This is a genomic window from Brevibacillus fortis (assembly GCF_046196545.1).
Lineage (GTDB): Bacteria > Bacillota > Bacilli > Brevibacillales > Brevibacillaceae > Brevibacillus > Brevibacillus fortis_A.
This window is the reverse complement of sequence record NZ_CP176370.1, coordinates 223,049-248,437: the sequence shown is the minus strand read 5'-3', so window position 1 is coordinate 248,437 and position 25,389 is coordinate 223,049. Positions and strand designations below refer to the sequence as shown.

General features: G+C 47.9%; 27 protein-coding genes and 1 other annotated feature. Of the genes, 1 reads left to right on the top strand and 26 read right to left on the bottom strand.

Features of this window, described 5'->3' with window-relative positions:
• Window positions 1–27: 27 nt before the first annotated feature.
• From rplW to rpsJ, 4 genes are all read right to left on the bottom strand, one after another.
• The gene (gene rplW, locus ACKKE8_RS01415; RefSeq protein ID WP_007716243.1) at window positions 28–318 is read right to left on the bottom strand and encodes a 50S ribosomal protein L23; all 291 of its coding nucleotides are present in this window, start codon (window positions 316–318) and stop codon (window positions 28–30) included.
• Window positions 318–941: a 50S ribosomal protein L4 gene (gene rplD / locus ACKKE8_RS01410; protein WP_007716242.1), complete on the bottom strand. Its 624-nt coding sequence runs from the start codon at window positions 939–941 to the stop codon at window positions 318–320. Before rplD ends, rplW begins: the two co-directional genes overlap by 1 nt.
• A 20-nt stretch (window positions 942–961) precedes the next feature.
• Window positions 962–1,591 carry a 50S ribosomal protein L3 gene (gene rplC, locus ACKKE8_RS01405; protein WP_144618200.1) on the bottom strand — a complete coding sequence of 210 codons (630 nt, stop codon included), beginning with the start codon at window positions 1,589–1,591 and terminating at the stop codon, window positions 962–964.
• 147 nt (window positions 1,592–1,738) lie between these two features.
• Window positions 1,739–2,047, bottom strand: coding sequence for a 30S ribosomal protein S10 (rpsJ, locus tag ACKKE8_RS01400; RefSeq protein WP_007716236.1), 309 nt, complete (start codon window positions 2,045–2,047; stop codon window positions 1,739–1,741).
• A gap of 356 nt (window positions 2,048–2,403) precedes the next feature.
• Between rpsJ and ACKKE8_RS01395 the strand changes: the two genes are divergently transcribed.
• Window positions 2,404–2,790: a globin gene (locus tag ACKKE8_RS01395; RefSeq protein WP_409176626.1), complete on the top strand. Its 387-nt coding sequence runs from the start codon at window positions 2,404–2,406 to the stop codon at window positions 2,788–2,790.
• 25 nt (window positions 2,791–2,815) lie between these two features.
• On the opposite strand, the gene ACKKE8_RS01390 is transcribed toward ACKKE8_RS01395, so the two are convergent.
• From ACKKE8_RS01390 to cysE, 22 genes are all read right to left on the bottom strand, one after another.
• Entirely contained in the window at window positions 2,816–3,751 is a 936-nt protein-coding gene (locus ACKKE8_RS01390) for a DMT family transporter (RefSeq protein ID WP_409176625.1), read from the bottom strand.
• Between the two features lie 153 nt (window positions 3,752–3,904).
• Window positions 3,905–5,095, bottom strand: coding sequence for an elongation factor Tu (gene tuf, locus ACKKE8_RS01385; RefSeq protein ID WP_012683980.1), 1,191 nt, complete (start codon window positions 5,093–5,095; stop codon window positions 3,905–3,907).
• Window positions 5,096–5,215: 120 nt separating this feature from the next.
• Entirely contained in the window at window positions 5,216–7,294 is a 2,079-nt protein-coding gene (fusA, locus tag ACKKE8_RS01380; RefSeq protein WP_409176624.1) for an elongation factor G, read from the bottom strand.
• Window positions 7,295–7,363: 69 nt separating this feature from the next.
• Window positions 7,364–7,834 (bottom strand): 30S ribosomal protein S7, encoded by a 471-nt coding sequence (rpsG, locus tag ACKKE8_RS01375; protein WP_007716226.1) that lies wholly within the window; start codon window positions 7,832–7,834, stop codon window positions 7,364–7,366.
• A gap of 57 nt (window positions 7,835–7,891) precedes the next feature.
• The gene (gene rpsL / locus ACKKE8_RS01370) at window positions 7,892–8,326 is read right to left on the bottom strand and encodes a 30S ribosomal protein S12 (protein ID WP_012683978.1); all 435 of its coding nucleotides are present in this window, start codon (window positions 8,324–8,326) and stop codon (window positions 7,892–7,894) included.
• A gap of 122 nt (window positions 8,327–8,448) precedes the next feature.
• Window positions 8,449–8,703, bottom strand: coding sequence for a 50S ribosomal protein L7ae-like protein (locus tag ACKKE8_RS01365; protein WP_007716222.1), 255 nt, complete (start codon window positions 8,701–8,703; stop codon window positions 8,449–8,451).
• 138 nt (window positions 8,704–8,841) lie between these two features.
• The gene (gene rpoC, locus ACKKE8_RS01360) at window positions 8,842–12,468 is read right to left on the bottom strand and encodes a DNA-directed RNA polymerase subunit beta' (RefSeq protein ID WP_409176623.1); all 3,627 of its coding nucleotides are present in this window, start codon (window positions 12,466–12,468) and stop codon (window positions 8,842–8,844) included.
• Between the two features lie 29 nt (window positions 12,469–12,497).
• Complete coding sequence (gene rpoB / locus ACKKE8_RS01355; protein ID WP_409176622.1) at window positions 12,498–16,037, bottom strand: DNA-directed RNA polymerase subunit beta; 3,540 nt, start codon at window positions 16,035–16,037, stop codon at window positions 12,498–12,500.
• A gap of 309 nt (window positions 16,038–16,346) precedes the next feature.
• A complete protein-coding gene (locus ACKKE8_RS01350; protein WP_409176621.1) occupies window positions 16,347–16,943 on the bottom strand; it encodes a class I SAM-dependent methyltransferase in 597 nt (198 codons plus the stop codon).
• Between the two features lie 100 nt (window positions 16,944–17,043).
• Window positions 17,044–17,406, bottom strand: a complete 363-nt coding sequence (gene rplL / locus ACKKE8_RS01345) for a 50S ribosomal protein L7/L12 (RefSeq protein ID WP_106841291.1) — start codon at window positions 17,404–17,406, stop codon at window positions 17,044–17,046.
• A 55-nt stretch (window positions 17,407–17,461) separates the two neighbouring features.
• Window positions 17,462–17,977 (bottom strand): 50S ribosomal protein L10, encoded by a 516-nt coding sequence (gene rplJ, locus ACKKE8_RS01340; RefSeq protein ID WP_106841292.1) that lies wholly within the window; start codon window positions 17,975–17,977, stop codon window positions 17,462–17,464.
• A 25-nt stretch (window positions 17,978–18,002) separates the two neighbouring features.
• Window positions 18,003–18,165: a sequence feature (ribosomal protein L10 leader region), on the bottom strand.
• Window positions 18,166–18,207: 42 nt separating this feature from the next.
• Window positions 18,208–18,891 (bottom strand): 50S ribosomal protein L1, encoded by a 684-nt coding sequence (rplA, locus tag ACKKE8_RS01335; RefSeq protein WP_017247037.1) that lies wholly within the window; start codon window positions 18,889–18,891, stop codon window positions 18,208–18,210.
• 89 nt (window positions 18,892–18,980) lie between these two features.
• The gene (gene rplK, locus ACKKE8_RS01330) at window positions 18,981–19,406 is read right to left on the bottom strand and encodes a 50S ribosomal protein L11 (RefSeq protein WP_005828886.1); all 426 of its coding nucleotides are present in this window, start codon (window positions 19,404–19,406) and stop codon (window positions 18,981–18,983) included.
• A 187-nt stretch (window positions 19,407–19,593) separates the two neighbouring features.
• Window positions 19,594–20,130: a transcription termination/antitermination protein NusG gene (gene nusG / locus ACKKE8_RS01325; protein ID WP_017247036.1), complete on the bottom strand. Its 537-nt coding sequence runs from the start codon at window positions 20,128–20,130 to the stop codon at window positions 19,594–19,596.
• A 45-nt stretch (window positions 20,131–20,175) separates the two neighbouring features.
• Window positions 20,176–20,424: a preprotein translocase subunit SecE gene (gene secE, locus ACKKE8_RS01320; protein ID WP_012683970.1), complete on the bottom strand. Its 249-nt coding sequence runs from the start codon at window positions 20,422–20,424 to the stop codon at window positions 20,176–20,178.
• Window positions 20,424–20,573 carry a 50S ribosomal protein L33 gene (gene rpmG / locus ACKKE8_RS01315; RefSeq protein WP_003392018.1) on the bottom strand — a complete coding sequence of 50 codons (150 nt, stop codon included), beginning with the start codon at window positions 20,571–20,573 and terminating at the stop codon, window positions 20,424–20,426. The genes secE and rpmG overlap by 1 nt, the downstream gene beginning before the upstream one ends.
• Before the next feature lie 237 nt (window positions 20,574–20,810).
• A complete protein-coding gene (sigH, locus tag ACKKE8_RS01310) occupies window positions 20,811–21,461 on the bottom strand; it encodes an RNA polymerase sporulation sigma factor SigH (RefSeq protein WP_005828894.1) in 651 nt (216 codons plus the stop codon).
• Window positions 21,462–21,544: 83 nt separating this feature from the next.
• Complete coding sequence (locus tag ACKKE8_RS01305; RefSeq protein ID WP_409176620.1) at window positions 21,545–22,069, bottom strand: NYN domain-containing protein; 525 nt, start codon at window positions 22,067–22,069, stop codon at window positions 21,545–21,547.
• 1 nt (window position 22,070) lies between these two features.
• The gene (gene rlmB / locus ACKKE8_RS01300) at window positions 22,071–22,826 is read right to left on the bottom strand and encodes a 23S rRNA (guanosine(2251)-2'-O)-methyltransferase RlmB (RefSeq protein WP_012683967.1); all 756 of its coding nucleotides are present in this window, start codon (window positions 22,824–22,826) and stop codon (window positions 22,071–22,073) included.
• A 1-nt stretch (window position 22,827) separates the two neighbouring features.
• Window positions 22,828–23,232 carry a Mini-ribonuclease 3 gene (locus ACKKE8_RS01295; protein ID WP_007716204.1) on the bottom strand — a complete coding sequence of 135 codons (405 nt, stop codon included), beginning with the start codon at window positions 23,230–23,232 and terminating at the stop codon, window positions 22,828–22,830.
• Between the two features lie 17 nt (window positions 23,233–23,249).
• Window positions 23,250–24,656: a cysteine--tRNA ligase gene (cysS, locus tag ACKKE8_RS01290; RefSeq protein ID WP_409176619.1), complete on the bottom strand. Its 1,407-nt coding sequence runs from the start codon at window positions 24,654–24,656 to the stop codon at window positions 23,250–23,252.
• The gene (cysE, locus tag ACKKE8_RS01285) at window positions 24,637–25,302 is read right to left on the bottom strand and encodes a serine O-acetyltransferase (protein ID WP_409176618.1); all 666 of its coding nucleotides are present in this window, start codon (window positions 25,300–25,302) and stop codon (window positions 24,637–24,639) included. The genes cysS and cysE overlap by 20 nt, the downstream gene beginning before the upstream one ends.
• Window positions 25,303–25,389: the final 87 nt, after the last annotated feature.

The following is a 25,389-nucleotide window of genomic DNA, read 5'->3' as shown; positions in this document are numbered from 1 at the left end:
TACCCTCCTTTTCGGTAGTCGTCGAGGTTATACTCCCTCGTAGAAGGCCAATTCTTTGCTGTCATCAGTCAGCTTAACGATTGCTTTCTTCCACTCGGATGTGTAACCGGAGTATTTTCCGTAGCGTTTTGGTTTAGCAGGTACACGAACTGTGTTAACTGCTTCTACTTTTACGCCAAATACTTTTTCAACTGCTTGTTTGATTTCTGTCTTGTTGGCTTTGAGAGGTACTTCGAATACGTACTTTTTCTCAGCCATCATATCAGTGGTGCGCTCGGTAATGACAGGGCGTTTAAGGACATCATGAAGGCTCTTCATTATGCGAGCACCTCCTCTACTTTCGCAATCGCTTCTTTCGTCACGATTACTTTGTCATGCGCTACCAGATCAAGAACGTTAATGCCAGCAGCATCTACGATTTTTGCACCTGGAATATTGCGGGAAGCAAGAGCTACGTTTTGGTCGTACTCGGAAGTAACGATCAGAACTTTGCGATCTGCTTTCAAGTTGTTCAGAACAACTGTCATTTCTTTCGTTTTAGGAGCTGCAATGTTCAGAGCTTCCAAAACCAAAATTTCATTGCTTTGTACTTTTGCGGAGAGTGCGGATTTCAGTGCCAAACGGCGAACTTTACGGTTCAGTTTGTAACCGTATTTGCGCGGAGTTGGACCGAATACAACGCCGCCACCTTTCCATTGCGGAGAGCGAATGGAACCTTGGCGTGCACGTCCTGTACCTTTTTGGCGCCATGGCTTGCGGCCACCACCACGTACTTCAGAACGATTCTTTACATCATGTGTACCTTGACGTTGGGATGCTTGTTGCATCACGATCGCATCGTACAGAACTGCGCTGTTAGGCTCAATCCCAAATACGCTGTCTGCCAGATCGATTTCGCCAACTTGAGAACCGCTTTGGTTATAAAGAGCTACTTTCGGCATGTCAGTTCCTCCTTTCCTTACTAGTTCTTCTTGACTGCCGTGGAAACCAGTACGCAGCCGTTTTTCGGACCAGGCACGGAGCCTTTCACGAGAATCAAGTTGCGTTCTGCGATAACTTTAACCACTTCCAGGTTTTGAATGGTAACGTTGTCTCCACCCATTTGACCTGGCAGGGTTTGGCCTTTAAATACACGACCTGGATCGACAGCACCCAAAGAACCTGGGCGGCGATGGTAGCGTGAACCGTGAGCCATAGGACCGCGGGATTGATTGTGACGTTTGATCGCACCTTGGAAACCTTTACCCTTGGTTACGCCGGCAACGTCAACGAATTCTCCCTCAGCAAAAATGTCAGCCTTCAACTCTTGACCAACCTCATAGTCAGCGAGGTTTACTCCGCGAATTTCGCGAACGAAGCGCTTAGGAGCAGTGTTAGCTTTTGCTGCATGGCCTTTTTCCGGCTTGTTAGCGCGCTGTTCTTTTTTGTCTTCGAAGCCGATTTGAATTGCTTCATAACCGTCGTTCGCAACGTCTTTCTTCTGAAGAACTACGTTAGAACCTGCCTCGATAACCGTTACAGCAATCGCTGTTCCGTTTGGACCAAAAACTTGACTCATTCCAAGTTTTTTCCCTAAGATTCCTTTGGTCATTTGTGCCACCTCCTGTGCTTATTTCAGTAAAACGTTTTATGTTGTATCAAGTCCCCATCGATGCGCAGGGGTGCCATTTAAGGGTTTGTTGCTTGGTATAACACGCTTATCAAGACAACGTCTGCGCGTGTATCGCTTTTTGGGACCTTACAGTTTAATCTCGATGTCCACACCAGACGGCAGATCCAGACGCATCAGAGCATCTACTGTTTGTGGTGTTGGATTCAAGATATCGATCAAACGTTTATGTGTACGCATCTCGAATTGCTCACGAGAATCTTTGTACTTATGAACCGCACGCAGGATCGTGTAAATTGCTTTCTCCGTAGGAAGTGGAATTGGACCGGATACGTTAGCACCGGAACGCTTCGCAGTGTCCACGATTTTCTCTGCGGACTGATCCAGGATTTTGTGATCATACGCCTTCAAACGAATACGAATCTTTTGCTTTGCCATTGAAGTCCCTCCTTTTTCGCCCATTTTTTAAACAGACATTTCTCCGTGGAAATATCCTGCACCCCAGTCATGGCAAAGGGCCCGGGTGTGTCAGCAACCTCCCACATCATCGCAAGTCCATGACCAACATTCAATATTGTACTAAAAAAATTTGGGCAACGCAAGTTTTTTCTTGGGTTTCCGTATATTTTTTTATACATGGTGTGCCTACTGAATGGCTCACCTTGATCATCTTACAGATTCCTGCGAAGAAAGGCAAGCGGGATTACCTGCCAACTCGCCGAGTAATCTATCTATAATAGAAAGAAGACGTTATACTTATGCTTGTAATCGTTATGAAATGGAGGTTTTCCTCAATGTCTGATGTGAATCAAACCCCTTATGAAATCATTGGCGGTGCAGATACCTTGGCCCGTCTTGTCGATACCTTTTATGATCTGGTAAAGCAGCATCCCGACATTACCGACCTCTTCCCTGAAGATTTAACCCAAGTGAAGGAACGTCAATATCAGTTTTTGACACAGTTTCTCGGTGGTCCAAGCCTGTATTCGGACGCACATGGTCATCCGATGCTGCGGGCACGACACATGCCGTTCCCTATTGGACCTATACAGGCAGAAGCTTGGCTCTCTTGTATGGATAAAGCCATGGACCTGACTGGACTGGAAGGCGAAATTCGAAAGCAAATCTTTGATCGCTTGCGTTTAACTGCTCACCATATGGTGAATAAGTGGGATCAATAAGAAAAAGCGTAGGACAATTCCTGTCCTACGCTTTTGTTGTTATATCAGAGGTTGCTGCCGCACGTGTAGCTTTTGGTCTCACCAAGCTACGCGATCCCAAATAAACACCACCTACGATCATACATAGTGCTAGTAAGTGTACGAGTTGAAGACTTTCTCCCAGGAATATCGCCGCAAATACCAAACTGGCCATTGGCATTCCATTTAAGAAAACAGCTGTTCGACTCGCTCCTAGCTGACGTATCCCATAATTCCAGCCGACCGAGCCGAGCGCAGTTGATAGCGCACCTGAAGCAAAAATCACAAGCCACTGGAAGGAAGAAACGTCCAAAGAAAGATAATAGGAAGCAGGTTGAACAGTCAATGCAACTCCCCACAAGAAGATGACCCCAAACATTTGCGATAAAGCTGTAATTAAGAGTACCGGTACACCTCTTACGACCAATTTCCGTATGAGTAAACCACCCGTTACATACATGAGCATGGAGAAAAACATAATGGCATCTCCCCAGCCATTCATGTGAAGGCCGCCGTGCTGAGAGATGACGACAATCAATACTCCTGCAAAACCCATTCCAATGCCAAGCCCTTTTTTCAACGACATGCCTTCCCCTAAGAAAAGCATCGCCAAGAGTGCCGTTGCCAACGGATTTAATCCAAGAATAAGCGATGCATTTCCTGCCGTTGTGTATTGAACACCGGCTGCAAGCGTTATTTGGTGAAGCGCGATAGAACTAGCACCGACTCCGGCCAGCAAGAACCAATCTGTTTTGCTAAATCGCAAACTCTTTCGGTATAAGAAGATGAGTGGCGATAAACATATTCCACCGACAGTCATGCGTATAGCCGCGACATATAATGGAGGAAACGTTGTTAAATACTTGACCATGACGACGTTCAAGCCCCACAGCGTGACAACACCCGCAAGCATAAGAAACAATAATCGCTCATTATTTTTCATCTCTAATATCCCCCATCCAATCCTGATGGTATTGTAGCATATTGCTACGAGAGGAAAATTGAATGATTTTGATGGGAGTTATTTAAAAATTCGATAAAAGGGCATAAAAAAACCCGACAACCAAAGTTGTCGGGTTTTGTGTATCCGTATATCTTACGCGTCGATAGAAGCTACAACGCCAGCGCCTACTGTACGGCCACCTTCGCGGATCGCGAAGCGAGTACCTTGTTCCATCGCTACTGGAGCGATCAGTTCAACAGTGAACTCAGTGTTGTCGCCAGGCATGATCATTTCAACGCCTTCTGGCAGTTGGATGATACCTGTTACGTCAGTTGTACGGAAGTAGAATTGTGGACGGTAGTTAGCAAAGAAAGGAGTGTGACGTCCGCCTTCTTCTTTGGACAGAACGTAAACTTCTGCTTTGAACTTCGTGTAAGGCTTAACGGAACCTGGTTTCGCCAAGCATTGTCCACGCTCGATGTCGTTACGGTCTACACCGCGCAACAGAGCACCGATGTTGTCACCAGCTTGAGCTTGATCCAGCAATTTGCGGAACATCTCAACACCAGTTACAGTTGTGTTTTTAGTTTCTTCAGCCAGACCAATGATTTCTACTTGGTCACCGACTTTAACGATACCGCGCTCTACACGACCAGTAGCAACAGTACCACGACCAGTGATCGTGAACACGTCCTCTACAGGCATCAGGAACGGCTTGTCAGTTGCACGCTCAGGAGTTGGGATGTAGCTGTCAACAGCTTCCATCAGTTCGCCAATTTTCTTAGCCCACTCGCCAGTTGGGTTATCCAAAGCTTCTTTAGCAGAACCTTTGATTACTGGAGTGTCGTCACCTGGGAACTCATATTGAGACAACAGGTCACGGATTTCCATTTCAACCAGTTCCAACAACTCTTCATCGTCTACCATGTCGCATTTGTTCATGAATACTACGATGTAAGGTACGCCTACTTGCTTGGAGAGCAGGATGTGCTCGCGAGTTTGTGGCATAGGGCCATCAGCTGCGGATACAACCAGGATCGCGCCGTCCATTTGAGCAGCACCAGTAATCATGTTTTTCACGTAGTCCGCGTGACCAGGGCAGTCAACGTGAGCATAGTGACGGTTTTCAGTTTCGTACTCAACGTGAGCAGTGTTGATAGTGATACCCCGCTCTTTTTCTTCTGGAGCAGCGTCGATAGATGCATAGTTCATAGCTTGTGCTTGACCTGTTTGTGCCAATACAGTTGTAATAGCAGCAGTCAGGGTAGTTTTACCATGGTCAACGTGACCGATAGTACCAATGTTAACGTGTGGTTTATTACGCTCAAATTTCGCTTTTGCCATGAGAGAAAAGCCTCCTTATAGATAAGGGTTTTATGGTTTGAAGAAAGGTTTACCTTACGAATGGTTGTCCCTTCCATATTGTAAACCTTTCTGATTGCAAGATAAAGCTGTAACCTGTAATTATTCGCCTTTAGATTTCTTGATGATCTCTTCAGCGATAAATTTAGGTACTTCTTCGTAGTGGTCGATCACCATGGAGTAAACGCCACGGCCTTGGGTACGGGAACGAAGAATTGTGGAGTAACCGAACATCTCGGACAGTGGTACCATTGCACGGATTACTTGTGCATTTGCACGAGCTTCCATACCTTCGATACGACCGCGGCGGGAGTTCAGGTCGCCCATTACGTCGCCCATGTACTCTTCTGGCATTGTAACTTCTACTTTCATGATTGGCTCGAGCAGTACTGCGCCACATTTTTTCGCAGCTTCCTTCAATGCGAGGGAACCTGCTACTTTAAATGCCATCTCGTTAGAGTCAACATCATGGTAGCTACCGTCTACGATAGTAGCTTTGATATCAACCAGCGGGAAGCCGGCGATAACACCATTTTTCATAGACTCTTCGATACCCGCTTGAACAGCAGGGATGTATTCGCGTGGTACTACACCACCAACGATTTTGTTTTCGAATTGGAAGCCTTGACCAGCTTCGAGTGGAGCGAATTCCACCCAAACGTGACCGTATTGACCACGACCACCGGACTGACGAACGAATTTACCTTCCACTTTCGCTGCGTTACGGAATGTTTCACGGTAAGCAACCTGTGGAGCACCAACGTTCGACTCAACTTTAAATTCGCGTTTCAGACGGTCAACGATAATCTCCAGGTGAAGCTCACCCATACCGGAGATGATAGTTTGACCAGTCTCTTCGTCTGTACGAGTTCTGAACGTTGGATCCTCTTCAGCCAGCTTGGACAGGCCGATACCCATCTTGTCTTGGTCTGCTTTGGATTTTGGTTCGATCGCAACAGAGATAACTGGCTCTGGGAAGTCCATAGACTCGAGGATTACAGGAGCCTTTTCATCACACAGAGTATCACCAGTTGTTGTATCTTTCAAACCTACAGCTGCTGCAATGTCACCGGAGTAAACCGTTGTGATCTCTTCACGGTGGTTTGCGTGCATTTGCAGGATACGGCCAACGCGCTCACGTTTACCCTTGGTAGAGTTGAGAACGTAAGAACCGGAGTTCAGTACACCGGAGTATACGCGGAAGAAAGTCAAACGACCAACATACGGGTCAGTCATGATCTTGAACGCAAGAGCAGAGAACGGACCGTTGTCGTCAGCTGGACGATCAACTTCATCTTCAGTATCTGGCAATGTACCTTTAATTGCAGGGATATCTACCGGAGACGGCAGGTAAGCAACTACGTTGTCCAGCATAGGCTGAACACCTTTGTTCTTGTAAGAAGAACCGCACATTACCGGCGTCAGTTTGCACTCGATAGTACCCTTACGCAGAGCAGCACGGATTTCGTCGTTGGTCAGCTCTTCGCCTTCCAAGTACTTCATCATGAGCTCTTCGTCTTGTTCTGCAGCTGCCTCAACCATCGCCATACGAAGTTCTTCGCAACGAGCGAGCAGGTCAGCAGGGATTTCAGCGGAGTCAGAAGTTTTACCCAAATCATCGGTATATACGATTGCCTTCATTTCGATCAGGTCAACCATACCTTTAAATTGATCTTCTGCACCGATTGGATATTGGATAGCTACAGGATTTGCACCCAGGCGAGATTTAATCTGACCCAAGCACATATCAAAGTTAGCACCCATAATATCCATTTTGTTGATGTAGCACATGCGCGGTACGCCATAGCGGTCAGCTTGGCGCCATACTGTTTCGGTTTGCGGCTCAACGCCACCTTTTGCGTCAAAAACGGTTACAGCACCGTCAAGAACGCGCAGGGAGCGCTCAACTTCTACAGTGAAGTCTACGTGACCTGGTGTATCAATGATGTTGATACGGTGACCAGCCCATTGAGCAGTAGTAGCAGCCGAAGTAATGGTAATACCGCGCTCTTGCTCTTGTTCCATCCAGTCCATGGTAGCTGCACCTTCGTGCACCTCACCAATTTTGTGAACACGACCAGTGTAGAACAGAATACGCTCAGTAGTCGTCGTCTTACCAGCATCGATGTGAGCCATGATACCGATATTACGCGTATTCGGCAAAGAGAACTCGCGAGCCATTAGGTATGCTCCTTCCATACTCGAGTTTGAGAATAAACGGGTATCCAAAGCGGACACCCGATTCAATTTCTACCAGCGATAGTGAGCAAACGCTTTGTTCGCTTCAGCCATCTTGTGCGTGTCTTCACGCTTTTTAACTGCTGCACCGGTGTTGTTAGCAGCGTCCATGATCTCGTTAGCAAGACGTTGTTCCATGGTTTTCTCTCCACGGTTACGGGAGTAGTTAACCATCCAACGCAGGCCAAGAGTGGTACGGCGCTCCGGTTTTACTTCGATTGGTACTTGGTAGTTAGCACCACCTACACGGCGAGCTTTAACTTCCAGTACTGGCATTACGTTTTTCAGTGCTTCTTCAAACACTTCCATCGGGTTGCGACCTGTGCGCTCCTGGATGATGTCAAATGCGTTGTAGAGAATGTTCTGAGCTACACCACGCTTACCATCCAACATCAGGCGGTTAATCAAACGAGTAACCAACTTGCTGTTGTGAATAGGATCAGGCAGCACGTCACGACGGGTTACAGGACCTTTACGAGGCATCGTATTCCCTCCTTCTTTTCGATATAAATTCACGCCACTTCACAGGCGCTTTTCTTATTACTTCTTCGCTGCTGCTTGACCTGGCTTCGGACGCTTAGTACCGTATTTGGAACGACCTTGTTTACGGTTGTTCACACCAGCAGTGTCAAGAGCACCACGAACGATATGGTAGCGTACCCCTGGCAAGTCTTTTACACGACCGCCGCGCACCAGCACGACGCTATGCTCTTGCAGGTTGTGGCCGATACCACCGATGTAAGCTGTTACCTCGATTCCGTTTGTCAAACGCACACGAGCGTATTTACGCAACGCGGAGTTCGGTTTTTTCGGAGTCATGGTACCTACACGAGTGCAAACACCACGTTTTTGAGGAGAGCTTTGGTTGGTTTGGCTTTTCTTGAAGCTGTTGTACCCCTTTTGAAGAGCTGGGGACTTCGACTTCACAACCTTATCCTCGCGACCTTTACGCACCAATTGGTTAATTGTAGGCATGATGTTACCTCCCTTCTTAATACCCAATCTTCAAGACCACAGATCCAGGTGAGTCATTTTTAGGTCAAATAGAAAGTCCTTGTCCAGCATTACGCAACGTGTAACCACAGACAAAAACATCGTTAACCACTTTTTTTAATCGCAGCAGTAGCCGCTCCCACTTCAATTCCGCACGCTTTGCCTAAACGACGCATGGAATCTACATGAATGACTGGAACACCCTTCTCTTTGCAAAGGAGCTCGACTTTTTGGGTCAAACGCTTATCTGCATCAACAGCGATATACACTGCTTCTACCTGTTGGTTTTCAACAGCTTTAATCGTCTGCTTAATGCCGATTGTCAAGTCCTTGGCCCGCTCGACTTTTTCATAAGACATGATTCTCATATCCTCCAAAGTACAGATGTCAGGCACACTTGAATATAATATCAGGTGGGCTAGTTGTTGTCAACGCCCATTTGATATTTTTTATTTAGGAAAGCGCCCAACAATCAGTGATGGGCGCTTTTCCTGCAATTACTCTACAGAAACTGCTTCTTGCTCAGCCTTCGCTGCTTCCAGCTCTGCTTCGTAATCTACTTGACTAGCAACTTTTACATTGCGGTAACGTGACATACCGGTACCTGCTGGAACCAGCTTCCCGATAATAACGTTCTCTTTCAAACCTAGCAAGCGGTCCACTTTTCCTTTGATCGCTGCATCGGTAAGAACGCGTGTCGTTTCCTGGAAGGATGCTGCCGACAGGAAGGAGTCGGTTTCGAGGGATGCTTTGGTGATCCCCAGAAGAACCGGACGGCCCACTGCTGGATTTCTGCCTTCCATGAGAACTTTTGCGTTCGCTTGCTCAAATTCTGGAACCTCAACATAGGAACCTGGCAAGAGGTCTGTATCTCCGCTGTCGATAACACGCAATTTGCGCAGCATCTGACGAATCATAACCTCTACGTGCTTGTCGTTAATTTCTACCCCTTGCATACGGTAAACTTTTTGTACCTCTTGCAAGATGTAGTTGGAAACGCCGCGCATACCACGAACTTTGAGCATTTCTTTCGGGTCTACGGAACCTTCCGTGAGCTCGTCACCGGCATTCAGCTTGACACCAACAGAAACCTTGATGCGCGAGCCATACGGTGCTGCATACACTTTGTTTTCCGCTTCTCCACGTACTTCGATCTCGCGACGATCTTTTCCTTCGCGAATATCGACAACTTCACCATCGATTTCGGAGATGACTGCTTGCCCTTTCGGATTGCGCGCCTCAAACAACTCCTGAATACGCGGCAAACCTTGGGTAATATCGTCTCCCGCAACCCCACCGGTATGGAAAGTACGCATGGTCAGCTGGGTACCCGGCTCACCAATGGACTGAGCAGCGATAATACCAACTGCTTCTCCCACTTCCACCTCGGCTCCTGTTGCCAGGTTGCGTCCGTAGCAAAGTTTGCAGACACCATGACTGGTGCGGCAAGCCAATACGTTACGGATATATACGGAAGTAATACCTTCTTTTTCGATATACTCGGCAACCTCTTCAGAGATCTCCTCATTGCGGTGCACGATGATTTCTTTTGTCTCAGGGTGGCGCAAAGTCTCGAAGCAAGTACGTCCAACCAGACGATCAGACAGCTTCTCGATTTCTTCTTTACCATCCTTAATTGCTGTTACACGGATACCTTTATCTGTTCCGCAATCGGTTTCGCGTACGATCACGTCTTGAGCAACGTCTACCAGACGACGAGTCAGGTAACCCGAGTCCGCTGTACGCAACGCTGTATCGGCGAGACCTTTACGCGCACCGTGCGTGGAGATAAAGTATTCCAATACCGTCAGACCTTCACGGAAGTTGGATTTAATCGGCAACTCGATGATTCGACCGGATGGGTTTGCCATCAGACCGCGCATACCAGCCAGCTGAGTGATCTGGGATACGTTACCACGGGCACCGGAGTTCGCCATCATGAAGATCGCATTGAACTTATCCATGGACTTCATCAAAACTTCTGTTACTTCATCCTTCGCTTTGGACCAGATGGAGATTACGCGGTCATAGCGCTCGTCTTCGGTGATCAAACCGCGACGGAACTGCGTCATAACAGTTGCAACCTTCTCGTCTGCTGCGTCGAGGATGTCTTTTTTCTTTCCTGGTACCGCAATGTCCGCTACGGCAATCGTGATACCTGCTTTTGTCGAGTACGTGAAGCCCAATTCCTTGATTCTGTCGAGGATCATGGACGTTTTCATCGTACCAAAGCGACGGAAGCACTCGGAAATGATGGTTCCCAAGAAGCCTTTCTTTACCGCACCCGGGTCAGGCAGGTTCTTGATGAACTCTGTAACATTTGTACCTTTATCAAAGATAAAGCACTCGTCTGGAACCATAAATTGCAGGTTAGCCTTGGTCGGTGCATTGATGAACGGCAGATCTGCAGGGAATATCTCGTTGAAGATCACTTTCCCTACTGTCGTTACGAGAAGCGCGTTCTCTTGGCGTTCAGTAAAGCTGGTTTTGTTCAGGCGTTTCGCTGGCAGAGCAATGCGCGTATGCAGGCTGATAAAGCCTTGCTGATAAGCGGCAATCGCATCGTGAGGATCGCGATAGATCGTACCCTCGCCTTTGTCGCCTTCACGTTCCAGTGTCAGGTAGTAGGAACCAAGCACCATGTCCTGGGATGGTGTTACTACCGGTTTACCGTCTTTCGGGTTCAAGATGTTCTGCGCTGCCAACATGAGGATACGGGCTTCCGCCTGTGCCTCAGCAGACAACGGAACGTGAACCGCCATTTGGTCACCATCGAAGTCCGCGTTGTACGCTGTACAAACGAGCGGATGCAGACGGATCGCACGGCCTTCAACCAGAACTGGTTCGAATGCCTGGATACCCAGACGGTGCAAGGTGGGGGCACGGTTCAACAGTACCGGGTGTTCACGAATAACGTCCTCGAGAACGTCCCATACCTCTGGCTGAACGCGCTCAACCTTGCGCTTTGCGCTCTTGATGTTGTGAGCGAGGCCTTTGGAAACCAGCTCTTTCATCACGAACGGCTTGAAGAGCTCCAGCGCCATTTCTTTTGGCAAACCACACTGGTACATCTTCAGGTTAGGTCCTACAACGATAACGGAACGACCGGAGTAGTCAACACGCTTACCGAGCAGGTTTTGACGGAAACGACCTTGTTTACCTTTCAGCATGTGGCTGAGAGATTTCAAAGGACGGTTACCTGGTCCTGTTACCGGACGTCCACGACGACCGTTGTCGATGAGCGCGTCTACTGCTTCCTGCAGCATGCGTTTCTCGTTTTGTACGATAATGTCAGGAGCACCCAGTTCGAGCAGGCGCTTCAGACGGTTATTACGGTTGATTACACGGCGGTACAGGTCATTCAGGTCAGAAGTGGCAAAACGTCCACCATCCAACTGAACCATTGGACGAAGCTCTGGCGGGATAACCGGCAGTACGTCGAGAACCATCCAATCCGGGTGGTTACCGGAGTTACGGAATGCCTCGAGCACTTCCAGACGCTTGATCGCACGGTTACGACGCTGGCCTTGTGCCGTTTTCAAATCTTCTTTTAACGTTTCCACGTCTTTATCCAGATCGATTTCAGCAAGCAGGCGTTTGATCGCTTCTGCTCCCATCATCGCTTGGAAGGAGTGGCCGTATTTCTCACGATAGTTGCGATACTCTTTTTCGGAGAGCAGTTGCTTTTTATCGAGAGGAGTGTCACCTGGATCGGTTACTACGTAAGAAGCAAAGTAGATTACTTCTTCCAGGGAACGAGGGGACATGTCGAGCACCAAGCCCATACGGCTTGGAATCCCTTTGAAGTACCAGATGTGAGAAACTGGGGCAGCCAGTTCAATGTGCCCCATACGCTCACGCCGTACTTTGGCGCGGGTCACTTCCACGCCACAACGGTCGCACACAACACCTTTATAACGAACACGCTTGTATTTACCGCAATGGCATTCCCAGTCCTTGGTTGGTCCAAAGATGCGTTCGCAGAACAAGCCGTCTTTTTCCGGTTTCAGTGTGCGGTAGTTGATCGTCTCTGGCTTCTTTACTTCCCCGAAAGACCACGAACGGATCTTATCGGGGGAAGCCAAGCCGATCTTCATATATTCGAAGTTGTTCACGTCAATCACAGGGCGTTACCTCCCTTGGTACCGGAATCTTACTCTTCGTTCAAGCTTCCGCCTTCGAGAACGAGGTTCAGTTTTTCACCGTTGCCTTCATCCTCGTCTTCCATTTCACGCATTTCAATCTCCTGCTCGTCTCCGGACAGAATCTTCACGTCCATACCCAAGCTCTGGAGTTCCTTGATCAATACCTTGAAGGACTCTGGAACACCTGGTTCTGGAACGTTCTCGCCCTTAACGATCGCTTCGTACGTTTTCACGCGGCCCACGACGTCATCCGACTTGACAGTAAGAATTTCTTGCAAGGTGTAGGCAGCACCGTATGCCTCCAATGCCCAAACCTCCATCTCCCCGAAACGCTGTCCACCGAATTGAGCTTTACCACCCAATGGCTGCTGCGTAACAAGAGAGTAAGGACCAGTAGAACGAGCATGGATTTTGTCGTCAACCAAGTGAGCCAGTTTCAGCATGTATACGCAACCTACCGTTACACGGCGGTCAAACGGTTCACCTGTACGACCATCAAACAAGATCGTTTTTCCGTCACGATCCAGACCTGCTTCATCCAACGTTTCGAATACTTCTGCCTGACGTGCACCGTCGAATACCGGCGTTGCTACGTGGATACCCAGAAGCTTCGCTGCCATACCCAAGTGAGTCTCCAATACCTGACCGATGTTCATACGCGAAGGTACGCCCAACGGGTTGAGTACGATCTCTACTGGAGAGCCATCTGGCAGGAACGGCATATCTTCTTCCGCCATGATGCGGGCAATAACCCCTTTGTTACCATGTCGACCGGCCATTTTGTCACCCACGGAGATTTTCCGTTTTTGGGCGATGTAAACGCGAACGAGTTGGTTTACACCTGGTGGCAATTCATCGCCATTCTCACGCGTAAATACTTTTACGTCTACGATGATACCGGAACCACCATGCGGTACGCGCAGGGACGTATCACGAACTTCACGAGCTTTTTCACCGAAGATAGCATGCAAGAGGCGTTCTTCTGCTGTCAGCTCAGTAACCCCTTTAGGAGTAACCTTACCAACGAGAATGTCGCCGTCCTGAATCTCCGCACCAACACGGATGATACCGCGTTCGTCCAGGTTTTTCAGAGCATCTTCCCCGACGTTTGGAATATCGCGAGTGATTTCCTCTGGACCCAGCTTGGTGTCGCGAGCTTCGGACTCGTATTCTTCAATATGGATAGACGTATAAACGTCATCTTTTACAAGCTTTTCACTCAGAAGAATCGCGTCTTCGTAGTTGTATCCTTCCCACGTCATAAACGCAACGATTACGTTACGACCGAGAGCCAATTCACCTTTTTCAGTGGATGGGCCGTCCCCAATGATATCGCCTTTTTCAATCCAGTCTCCAGTGCTTACGATTGGACGCTGGTTGATGCAGGTACCTTGGTTGGAACGGATAAACTTGTGCATTTTGTATTTATCGAGATCGCCAGCAACTTTTCTGCCGTCGATTTCTTGGTAACGACGAATCCAGATTTCGCGAGCCGTTACGCGCTCTACCTGACCCGGATTCTTGGCAACGATCGCCACGCCGGAGTCTTGCGCTGCTTTATGCTCCATACCAGTACCGACAAACGGCGCTTGTGGAATCAAAAGCGGAACGGCCTGCCGCTGCATGTTTGAACCCATCAGTGCGCGGTTGGCGTCATCGTTCTCGAGGAACGGAATCAACGCTGTCGCTACGGATACAACCTGCTTCGGCGATACGTCCATGAAGTCTACCTTGTCGCGCGGTACACTCAAGATCTCACCTTTACGACGGCAGATTACCATGTCGTTTACGAAACGGCCATCATGATCAAGTGGCTGATTCGCCTGTGCCACGTTGAACACGTCTTCCTCATCAGCAGTCAAGTAGCTGATATCAGTCAACACGAAGCCTGTTTCCGGATCTACTTTACGACGAGGCGTTTCGATGAATCCGTAATCGTTAATGCGTGCAAAGGAAGACAGGGAGTTGATCAAACCAATGTTTGGTCCCTCTGGCGTCTCAATTGGACACATACGACCGTAGTGGGAATGGTGAACGTCGCGCACTTCGAAGCCCGCGCGCTCACGCGTCAAGCCACCAGGTCCGAGTGCGGACAGACGGCGTTTATGCGTCAGCTCAGCCAATGGGTTTGTTTGATCCATGAACTGGGACAGCTGCGAGCTACCAAAGAACTCCTTCAGTGATGCAATCACTGGACGGATATTAATGAGAGCTTGCGGTGTAATTTGGTTTTGATCCTGGATGGACATGCGCTCACGAACCACACGCTCCATACGGGACAAACCGATACGGAACTGGTTCTGCAGAAGCTCACCCACGGAACGCAGACGACGGTTGCCCAAGTGGTCGATATCGTCTGTTGAACCTACACTGTGCAGGAGGTTCATGAAATAGTTGATCGCCGATACGATATCCGCCGGCGTAATATGTTTGAAGGACTTATCTACATTTCCGTTTCCGATTACTTTGATGATCTTGCCATCTTCGATCGGAGAGAAAATATTGATAGATTGCAAATGAATCGCTTCATCTTCCAGTACACCGCCATGTGTGCGAACATCGATAAAGCCGACATTGCCTTCCAGCGCTGGCAAGATGCGATCCAGAACACGACGGTCAATCATTTGACCTGCTTCGGCAAAAATTTCACCTGTTGTCGTATCGATCAGCGTTTCAGCCAAACGTTGGTTGTACAGACGGTTTTTCAAATGAAGCTTTTTGTTCATTTTGTAACGACCAACAGAAGCCAAATCATAGCGCTTAGGGTCGAAGAAACGAGAGATCAAGAGGCTCTTCGCATTTTCGACTGTTGGTGGCTCACCCGGACGAAGACGCTCGTAGATTTCAATGAGCGCTTTTTCCGTAGAATCGGTATTGTCTTTTTCCAGCGTGTTCTTGATGTATTCATCTTCACCCAGCAAGTTGAGAATCTCAATGTCGGAACCAAAGCCCAACGCACGCAAAAGAACCGTTACCGGGATTTTTCGCGTACGGTCGATGCGGACATAAATAACGTCCTTCGCATCGGTCTCCAGCTCCAGCCAAGCACCCCGGTTCGGGATTACTGTAGCTGTAAACGTCTGCTTGCCGTTTTTGTCCACTTTGGTGTTGTAATATACACTGGGGGAACGAACAAGCTGGCTGACAATAACGCGCTCAGCACCATTAATAATGAAGGTTCCCGTTTCGGTCATGAGCGGGAAATCCCCCATGAATACTTCTTGTTCCTTCACTTCTCCCGTCTCTTTGTTCAACAAACGTACCTTCACACGCAGAGGCGCCGCATAGGTGACGTCACGTTCTTTCGACTCGTCAACATCGTACTTCGGCTCTCCCAAGCTGTAGTCGATAAACTCCAGCACGAGATTACCTGTGAAGTCCTGGATTGGCGAAATGTCTTGGAACATCTCACGGAGCCCCTCATCAAGGAACCATTGGTAGGACTTTTGTTGAATCTCGATGAGATTTGGAAGGCCCAGCACTTCGTTAATACGTGAATACGTACGACGCTGGCGGTGTCGGCCACTTTGAATCACTTTACCTGCCAACTTATTCACCCCTCAGGTTGTGTTTTCACACATAGAAACTCGGCATTCGGCAACTTCTTTCAGTCGCATTCGAATGCCTAAAAATAAAAATGGGTTAAAGCAGTTTCAACCATTTTTAACCCAGAGAAACTCTATTTTAAAAGAATTCCCATGTTCTCACGCAAACATTCCTATCTTAGGAAAAAAGTAGAAACGCTTGACAGACAGGGAATTGCTGAAAAATAGACATTTATCCCATATTGACATTTTATAATACTACCACAATCAATTATTCGCGTCAAGAAAAGATTTCTAATGATTTCTTCTTGCTTATTTGATTGCACGGAATATGTGGTAGCCCTTTTCCCGATCTACTTCTATCACTTCACGGTACATTTCCTGTAGTTTCTTCAATGCAGATGGGGCGCCTTGTTTCTTTTGAATGACAACCCACATTTCTCCACCATCAACCAACAGATCGTAACCTTCCACGAAAATGCGATGAACGATTTCCTTGCCCGCGCGAATGGGCGGGTTGGTCAGAATGACGTCAAACTGCTCACCTTGCACGCCGCTATAAACATCACTCACTCGAACCTCGACATTTTTTATTCCATTTGCTTCTGCATTACGACGAGCCAGGTTCACCGCACGCTCGTTCACATCGATCATCGTTACCCGACCATGTTCAGCAAGTCTGGCAGCCGTCAAGCCCATCGGACCATACCCACAGCCCACATCGAGCACACGCGCATGACTGTCGATTTCCATGTTCTCGATGAGCAATACACTTCCAAAGTCAATCCGGTCTCGGGAAAAAACGCCTGCATCAGTAATGAAACGAAGCTCATTGCCACGGAGCATAAACGTAAATTGCTGTTCGTCATGTGCAGCACCCGGTCGATTGGTGTAGTAGTGGTCTGCCACGTGTGATTCACCCTTCCTCATCGTTTCAACATGCATTCATCAAAACCTTACAGAAAAACCCCCTGCCGCAGGCAAGGGGGATTTCCTAAAGGAAGCTAACTTACTTTACTTCTACTTGTGCGCCAGCTTCTTCGAGTTTTGCTTTGAGAGCTTCTGCTTCGTCTTTGGAAACGCCCTCTTTGAGTGTTTTTGGAGCGTTGTCTACCAGGTCTTTTGCTTCTTTCAGACCCAAGCCAGTCAGCTCGCGAACAACTTTGATTACGTTGATTTTGGAAGCGCCGCCGCTTACCAGGTTAACAGTGAACTCAGTTTGCTCAGCAGCAGCTTCTGCTCCGCCACCAGCAACTACAGCTACAGGAGCAGCAGCAGTTACGCCGAATTCTTCTTCGATTGCTTTTACCAGGTCGTTCAGTTCGAGAACGGACATGCCTTTAATGGCTTCCAAGATTTGCTCTTTACCCATTTTAAAATCCTCCATTCAAGGAATCGTATTTGTAAAACATTAACCGATCAGGCGATTACGCGCCTTGACCTTCTTTTTGTTCTGCCACTGCTTTGACTGCCAGTGCAACGTTGCGCATTGGAGCTTGCAGGACGGAAAGAAGCATGGACAAGAGACCTTCGCGGTTTGGTAGGGACGCCAATTCTTTAATTTGATCAGCACCAACTACTTTACCTTCGATAACGCCACCCTTGATTTCCAGCTTGTCGTTTTTCTTCGCGAATTCAGCGATAACTTTCGCTGGAGCGATGATATCTTCCGTGCAGAACGCCAAAGCGTTCGGTCCAGTCAGATATTGATCCAGTTCAGTCAGGCCTTCCTTCTCAGTAGCCAAACGAGTCAAAGAGTTTTTCAACACTTGGAACTCAACACCAGCTTCACGCAATTGCTTACGGAGCTCAGTTACTTGTGCTACTGTCAGACCGCGATAGTCAGCTACCACTGTAGTTTGGCTTTCGCGAAGCTTAGTTGCGATTTCGTTGATCGCTTGTACCTTTTCTTCACGAATAACGGTTGGACGAATTTCTGCCATTGTTTACACCTCCCGTGCTCTAATCCTAGAAAATGAAGAATGCCCTCGCAGACTCACGAGGGCATAATGCTATATCGTCAAAGGAAAACAGCGTTTCCTCATTCGTACATTACACGCCTCGGAGGGATATTAAGCGTTACTTTCACAAGCACCGCGCCTTCTGTCTACGGCATATTCTTTTCATCAACAGGGACTATCTTAACAACTCCCATAAAGGAAGTCAAGTGTCATTATTTTACAGCTACACGTACACCAGGGCCCATAGTAGAGCTCAGGGTTACATTTCTCATGTAAACACCTTTTGCTGCAGCCGGTTTCGCACGGTTCAGTGCATCCGTCAGAGCAGCCAAGTTGTCAGCCAGCTTGTCAGCATCAAAGGATGCTTTACCGATAGGAGCGTGGATGTTACCAGCTTTGTCTACGCGGTATTCAATTTTACCTGCTTTGATTTCGTTAACCGCTTTTGTTACATCGAAAGTAACAGTACCGGTCTTAGGGTTTGGCATCAGGCCTTTTGGACCGAGAACACGACCCAATTTACCTACTTCACCCATCATGTCAGGAGTAGCTACTACAACGTCAAAGTCGAACCAGCCACCTTGAATTTTCGCGATCATGTCTGCATCGCCTACGAAGTCTGCGCCAGCTGCTTCAGCATCTTTTGCTTTTTCGCCTTTAGCGAATACGAGAACACGTTGTACTTTACCAGTACCATGTGGCAATACAACAGCGCCACGGATTTGTTGGTCAGCACGCTTAGGGTCTACACCCAAACGGAAAGCTGCTTCAACAGTTTCATCGAACTTAGCAGTAGCTGCTTTTTTAACCAGCTCAATACCTTCTGCTACTTCGTATACTTTGTTTTTATCAACGAGCTTTACAGCCTCTTGATATTTCTTACCTTTTTTCGCCATGATTAAATCTCCCTTCAATGTGGTCGTAGCGGTTGATCCTCCCACAGACAGGGGGGCACAATGTCTGTGCCCCCTTGCACTCAAGACAATTAGTCTTCGATTACGATACCCATAGAACGAGCTGTACCTTCTACCATGCGCATAGCCGCTTCTACGGATGCAGCATTCAGGTCAGGACGCTTCAGTTCTGCGATTTCACGAACTTTATCACGCTTCAGCGTAGCAACCTTTGTTTTGTTTGGTACGCCAGAACCTGACTCGATACCAGCAGCTTTCTTCAACAGAACTGCAGCTGGAGGAGTTTTTGTGATAAAAGTGAAAGAACGGTCTTCAAACACGGTGATTTCCACCGGAATGATCATACCTACTTCGCTTTCAGTGCGAGCATTGAATTCTTTACAGAATCCCATGATGTTTACACCAGCTTGACCGAGGGCCGGACCTACTGGAGGTGCAGGATTCGCTTTACCTGCTGGGATTTGTAATTTAATTACGCGGATAACCTTCTTAGCCACGTAACACACCTCCTTACTTCACATGTGGTTATTACGGGGGAATGCCCCCTCCCACCGTTTTTTGAAAGTCTCTATGTAAAAGACTTCCGAATCTATAGTGAGAGTGCAAGAAACCCCAAATAGTGTTGTGGGATTGTTAAAACAAAATGAAATGTACCACATAGCGCGATACTTTTCAAGTTGAATCCTAATCCAATTTTTGAACTTGTGTAAAGTCTAGCTCTACCGGTGTTTCGCGACCGAAGATGTCCACCAATACGCGAACCTTCTGCCTGTCCGGGTGAATCTCGATAATCTCCCCGGTGCGATTGGAAAATGGACCATCTATGACGCGCACCATATCACGGAGAGCATAATCGACTCTGATCTTGGGAATTTCGATTCCCATTTGCTTGAGAATCGTATCGGCCTCTTCAGGACGCAGCGCTGTCGGTTTAGAGCCAGCACCCGTGGATCCGACAAAGCCGGTAACCCCAGGGGTGTTGCGCACGACATACCAAGAGTCGTCCGTCATCACCATTTCAACAAGGACGTATCCAGGAAACACTTTTTTCGTGACGGTGCGCTTCTTACCATCCTTGGTTTCCACCTCTTCTTCAGTGGGAACAAGAACGCGAAAGATCTTGTCTTCCATGCCCATCGACTCGAGTCGCTTCTCCAGATTGGTTTTCACCTTGTTTTCGTAACCTGAGTACGTATGAAGTACATACCATGCTTTTTCCATATCCAACAGGACGATAACCGTCCGTCCCTCCTAAGACTTGCATAATTACGTTCCTAGAATCAAATCGATCAAGCGCGAGATACCCAAATCAACGACGAAGAAGAATATTGCCAGGAGCACAACCGTAACAAGAACAACGAGCGTATAGGTCGTCAATTCTTTACGGTTGGGCCAACGGACTTTCTTTAGCTCGGACATTACGTCACTAAAAAAACCACCGGTACGGCGAAAACTGGCTCCGATTCGTGATAAAAAACCCACTTTGCCACCCCCTGACTTCGTCGCATCAACCATTACTTCGTCTCGCGATGAAGGGTTTGCTTCTTGTCACGGGAGCAATACTTTTTCAGTTCAACACGTTCAGTAGTGGTGCGCTTGTTCTTCGTGGAGATATAGTTACGCTCGCCACACTCGGTGCACGCCAACGTGATGTTTACTCGCATTTATTGCCACCTCCATCTCATTTCAAACCTGCTATTAGTTAAAAGTACCCCGATGATAAATAGTACGGGAAAACCGCTACTTTTTCCAGACCATTTCATTCACCTAAGTAACCATAGAACAGAGAGATAAGAGTCTATGGCTACCTAAATAAATTTATCATACCGAAATAGCCATGTCAAACAAAATGACTTGACAAGAGGTAGTCCTTTTGCTTCCAAAATAAAAAGAGAGATTCTCTACAGATGAATCTCTCTTCCTTCCAAATAGCGCTCTAACTTGCGCTTTACTCGCTGCAATGCATTATCAATAGACTTGACGTGACGCTTCAGCTCGACGGCAATCTGCTGATAGGATCGTCCATCCAAATAGAGCATGAGAACCTGGCGCTCTAAGTCGCTCAAGATTTCACTCATCTTACCCTCGATATCATCGAACTCTTCCCGATTGATAAACAATTCCTCTGGATCGGTCACTTTGGTTCCCGAAATCACATCGAGTAGCGTGCGGTCAGAATCTTCATCATAGATAGGCTTGTCCAGTGAGACGTAAGAATTGAGCGGGATGTGCTTTTGACGTGTCGCTGTCTTGATCGCGGTAATGATCTGACGGGTAATACACAGCTCGGCAAATGCTTTGAACGACGTGAGCTTGTCTCCTCGGAAGTCGCGAATAGACTTGTACAGTCCGATCATCCCTTCCTGCACGATGTCTTCGCGGTCAGCCCCAATAAGAAAATAGGATCTCGCTTTGGCACGGACGAAGTTCTTGTATTTGTTGATCAAATACTCCAAAGCTTCGGCGTCATTATCGCGAACCAGGTCGACTACTTCTTCGTCGGTCATTAGTTCATATTGGGCATGTTTTAACTCCTTGAGGTCAACACTCACAAATGATCCCTCCGCCAACCGGTTTCTCCAATAGATAGCGCTATTATACATGATGCCATAAAAAAGCGTCAACCGAATCCAAGTTATTCCCTTCTCCATTTTTCGAATATTTTCGCTATTTCATCATTCAGCGTAATTCGCGTGGAGAAACGCTCTTCTTTCGTTTTTTCGACTTGTTTCTTGATTTCCTTGCCCGCATTTTCCATATCGAGCAACAACTCCCGCGCGGATTTGCGCAAAGCTCCCTGCCCAAATATGACACGTTGAGAGGTATAGTCAGAAGTTGCCACATAAATTTGTCGATTTTTATTGTGAAATTGGGAGACTAACTGCTCAATTTTCTCGTCTGCCGTCTCCTTTTTCTTCGTGAAATAAACTTCAACCTGGAAGTCTTCCATTTGACGGCCAATGCCAGGAACGTTGTACGCATCAAAGACAATGATGACCTTCACACCAGTGTAGCTCTGGTACTCTGCCATTTTTGCGATTAATTGATCGCGCGCCTCGTCCATCCGCTCTTGATCCTTCAGCAGGCGCAGATCGGGCCAGGCGCCGATGATATTGTATCCATCTACGATCAACAGCGACTTGGCTTTTCGTTTCGCCATGTCATTTCACCCGCGTCGGAATTGGACTCCTGGAGCGATAGACTTCATACATCAACAAGGCAGCTGCTACAGAAGCATTGAGTGAGGTAACATTGCCCGCCATCGGAAGGCTGTACAGAAAATCACAGTTTTCCCGCACGAGGCGACTCATGCCTTTTCCTTCGCTGCCAATGACAATCGCGAGCGGCATCGTATAGTCACCCTGGCGGAAATCTTGTTTGGCACTCGCGTCTGTTCCTGCGATCCAAACACCGCGTTCTTTGAGCTCTTCCATGGTACGAACCAAATTCGTCACTCGCGCTACCGGCACGTAGTTGATCGCCCCTGCCGAAGCTTTTGCCACTGTTGCCGTAAGACTGACAGAACGTCGTTTCGGAATGATGACACCATGAGCTCCGACTGCATCGGCTGTCCGCATGATCGAACCGAGGTTATGCGGATCTTCCAGCTCGTCCAACAGCAAAATGAACGGCGCCTCGTTTTTTTCCTCTGCCCGCTTCAGAATATCGTCTACTTCTACGTAATCGTAAGCAGCAACAGAAGCCACTACACCCTGATGGTTGTCCGTCGACACGAGCTGATCCAGCTTTTTGCGGTTCGCTGTCGTCACAATGACACCCTGTTCTTTTGCCAAGGCAAAGACAGGTCCCATCAAATTTTTATTCGTTCCCTCTGCAACCCAAATCTTATTGATTGTACGGCCTGATCGCAAAGCCTCAATGACGGGGTTTTTCCCCAGAATCCACTCTTCACTCATTTCATGATTCTCCTTCCACTATGGCAAAAGCCTGCTGCACAATTTCAGCGATCCGCTCTTCTTTTCCACTCAAGTACAGGTACCCGATCAATGCTTCAAAAGCCGTTGCATGACGGTAGTCGATAATATCGGCGTTTTTGGCACTGGAGCCGGATTTGGCATTCCGCCCCCGCTTCACTACATTCAATTCTTCCTCCGGCAATGTGGGCATTAACGTCAACAACACATTGGCCTGTGCTTTCGCTGAAACATAGCGATTGGCCGCCTTGTGGAGCTGGTTTGGTTTAACCAGCCCCTTGGCGATCAAATGATACCTGACACAATGTGAATAGGTAGCATCCCCGAGGAAGGCAAGCACGAGTGGATTTGTCAGATTAGGATCTCGGGTTAGTTCTTCTTTTTGCATCTATTTTCTTCGGCCCCTTATTTTCGACGCCAGCGAACACCTTGTGGCGTGTCCTCCAGCACGATTCCTTTTGCTGCGAGCAGATCGCGGATTTCGTCAGAACGGGCAAAGTTTCTTGCTTTGCGAGCTTCTGTGCGCTCTTCGATCAACGCATCAATCTCACTATCCAACAGCTCCTGCTCTTCTGCAATTTCAAGACCAAGAACCTCCGTCAACTCCACCAACAAATCCATGTACGCGCGAACTTCGGTTTCGCCTATATTTTGATAACGCAAATACAGGTTGGCTTCCTTCACGACGTCAAAAATAACGGTAATGGCATTCGCTGTATTGATATCATCATCCATCTCAGTAACGAAACGCTCACGAAGCTCCCCAATGATTCGTGCCTGCTCCTGTGCCTGATTATTCGGCTCTTCTGCGCGCACGGTATCCAGACGATGGGACAGATTCGTATACGCAGTCTTAATTCTATCTAGACCATTGGCCGCCTGTTCGATCAACTCTTCGCTAAAATTGATCGGGTTGCGATAGTGCCCCTGAAGCATAAAGAAGCGAATTAATTGACCGCCAAATTTCTCCGAAAGCTCGCGTGCAAGCAAGAAATTCCCGAGGGATTTGGACATTTTTTCGTTATCGATATTGAGCATGCCGTTGTGTAGCCAATAACGAGCAAAGACTTTACCCGTAAAGCATTCCGACTGGGCAATTTCGTTCTCGTGGTGCGGGAACACAAGGTCTGTTCCGCCCGCATGAATATCGATTTCCTCACCCAAAAACTTCAGGGCCATTGCCGAGCATTCAATATGCCAGCCCGGTCTTCCTTCGCCCCACGGACTGTCCCAGGTAACTTCTCCGGTCTTGGCCGCTTTCCAAAGTACAAAGTCCAGGGGATGTTCCTTTTTCTCGTTGATTTCTACACGAGCACCTGCCTGCAAATCATCCAACGGTTGATGCGAAAGCTTTCCATATTCCTGAAAACGTCCCGTGCGGAAATAGACGTCACCTTCACTCTCGTAGGCAAAGCCTTTTTCAATCAGCCCTTGCACGAATTCAATGATCTCCGGAATTGTCTGCATCACTCGCGGTTGAATATCAGATGGCAGTACGTTCAGTGATTTCAGATCATCATTGTACGCATCCGTGTATCGATCCGCCACTTCTTTGACAGTGACACCTTCCTGATTCGCCACACGAATCAATTTGTCATCTACGTCCGTAATATTTTGCACGAATGTCACTTCGTAGCCACGATATTTCAAGTAACGGCGCAGTGTATCAAACACAATGGCAGGGCGTGCATTTCCAATGTGGATGTAGTTGTACACGGTCGGGCCGCACACGTACATTTTTACCTTTCCTGGCTCCAATGTGTGAAACGGTTCCTTTCGCCGCGTCATCGTGTTAGTCAGCTGAATGCCCATCGTTCTTTTTATCCTCCCTCAAAAGCTCCAATTCTTTGCGTAATTGATCAATTTCCTTTTGCATCATACGAATCGTATCCGCTACCGGGTCTGGCATATTTACATGGTCCAGATCATTTTTGACCCGCTTGCCATCCTGGATGACGATGCGTCCCTTGATTCCTACTACGGTCGAGTTAGGCGGTACCTCCTGCAAGACAACGGCACCAGCCCCTATCTTTGAATTATCGCCAATTTTGAAGGAGCCCAACACCTTTGCTCCCGTCGCAATAATGACATCATTGCCGATCGTAGGGTGACGCTTCCCTTTTTCCTTACCTGTTCCCCCGAGTGTAACCCCTTGATAAATCGTTACATTGTCTCCGATTTCGCACGTCTCTCCGATCACAACACCCATGCCATGGTCAATGAACAGGCCGCGGCCAATTGTTGCGCCCGGGTGAATCTCAATTCCCGTGAAAAAACGGGATAGTTGAGAGACAATTCGGGCGAGTGTACACAGCTCAGCCTTCCAGAGCCTGTGGGCAATCCGGTGCCCCCATATCGCGTGCAAACCGGAATAGGTCATAATGACTTCCAGCGTACTTCGCGCAGCTGGGTCTCGTTCAAAAACAGCATGAATGTCATCTCTCATCTGTGCTAACATTTTTGGGTGGCACCTCCCGCCTGATTTACCTGCTCACGTTCAACTACAATGTCAGGGTTCAAAAAGTTGTCTTTTCAGCATCGAGAA

Excerpts from the sequence above, each read along its gene's own strand:
- rplW (WP_007716243.1), bottom strand. The coding sequence starts at position 318 with ATGAAGAGCCTTCATGATGTCCTTAAACGCCCTGTCATTACCGAGCGC.
- rplD (WP_007716242.1), bottom strand. The coding sequence starts at position 941 with ATGCCGAAAGTAGCTCTTTATAACCAAAGCGGTTCTCAAGTTGGCGAA.
- rplC (WP_144618200.1), bottom strand. The coding sequence starts at position 1,591 with ATGACCAAAGGAATCTTAGGGAAAAAACTTGGAATGAGTCAAGTTTTT.
- rpsJ (WP_007716236.1), bottom strand. The coding sequence starts at position 2,047 with ATGGCAAAGCAAAAGATTCGTATTCGTTTGAAGGCGTATGATCACAAA.
- ACKKE8_RS01395 (WP_409176626.1), top strand. The coding sequence starts at position 2,404 with ATGTCTGATGTGAATCAAACCCCTTATGAAATCATTGGCGGTGCAGAT.
- ACKKE8_RS01390 (WP_409176625.1), bottom strand. The coding sequence starts at position 3,751 with ATGAAAAATAATGAGCGATTATTGTTTCTTATGCTTGCGGGTGTTGTC.
- tuf (WP_012683980.1), bottom strand. The coding sequence starts at position 5,095 with ATGGCAAAAGCGAAATTTGAGCGTAATAAACCACACGTTAACATTGGT.
- fusA (WP_409176624.1), bottom strand. The coding sequence starts at position 7,294 with ATGGCTCGCGAGTTCTCTTTGCCGAATACGCGTAATATCGGTATCATG.
- rpsG (WP_007716226.1), bottom strand. The coding sequence starts at position 7,834 with ATGCCTCGTAAAGGTCCTGTAACCCGTCGTGACGTGCTGCCTGATCCT.
- rpsL (WP_012683978.1), bottom strand. The coding sequence starts at position 8,326 with ATGCCTACAATTAACCAATTGGTGCGTAAAGGTCGCGAGGATAAGGTT.
- ACKKE8_RS01365 (WP_007716222.1), bottom strand. The coding sequence starts at position 8,703 with ATGTCTTATGAAAAAGTCGAGCGGGCCAAGGACTTGACAATCGGCATT.
- rplL (WP_106841291.1), bottom strand. The coding sequence starts at position 17,406 with ATGGGTAAAGAGCAAATCTTGGAAGCCATTAAAGGCATGTCCGTTCTC.
- rplJ (WP_106841292.1), bottom strand. The coding sequence starts at position 17,977 with ATGGCAGAAATTCGTCCAACCGTTATTCGTGAAGAAAAGGTACAAGCG.
- rplA (WP_017247037.1), bottom strand. The coding sequence starts at position 18,891 with ATGGCGAAAAAAGGTAAGAAATATCAAGAGGCTGTAAAGCTCGTTGAT.
- nusG (WP_017247036.1), bottom strand. The coding sequence starts at position 20,130 with ATGGAAAAAGCATGGTATGTACTTCATACGTACTCAGGTTACGAAAAC.
- secE (WP_012683970.1), bottom strand. The coding sequence starts at position 20,424 with ATGGTTGATGCGACGAAGTCAGGGGGTGGCAAAGTGGGTTTTTTATCA.
- rpmG (WP_003392018.1), bottom strand. The coding sequence starts at position 20,573 with ATGCGAGTAAACATCACGTTGGCGTGCACCGAGTGTGGCGAGCGTAAC.
- ACKKE8_RS01305 (WP_409176620.1), bottom strand. The coding sequence starts at position 22,069 with ATGGCGAAACGAAAAGCCAAGTCGCTGTTGATCGTAGATGGATACAAT.
- rlmB (WP_012683967.1), bottom strand. The coding sequence starts at position 22,826 with ATGAGTGAAGAGTGGATTCTGGGGAAAAACCCCGTCATTGAGGCTTTG.
- ACKKE8_RS01295 (WP_007716204.1), bottom strand. The coding sequence starts at position 23,232 with ATGCAAAAAGAAGAACTAACCCGAGATCCTAATCTGACAAATCCACTC.
- cysS (WP_409176619.1), bottom strand. The coding sequence starts at position 24,656 with ATGGGCATTCAGCTGACTAACACGATGACGCGGCGAAAGGAACCGTTT.
- cysE (WP_409176618.1), bottom strand. The coding sequence starts at position 25,302 with ATGTTAGCACAGATGAGAGATGACATTCATGCTGTTTTTGAACGAGAC.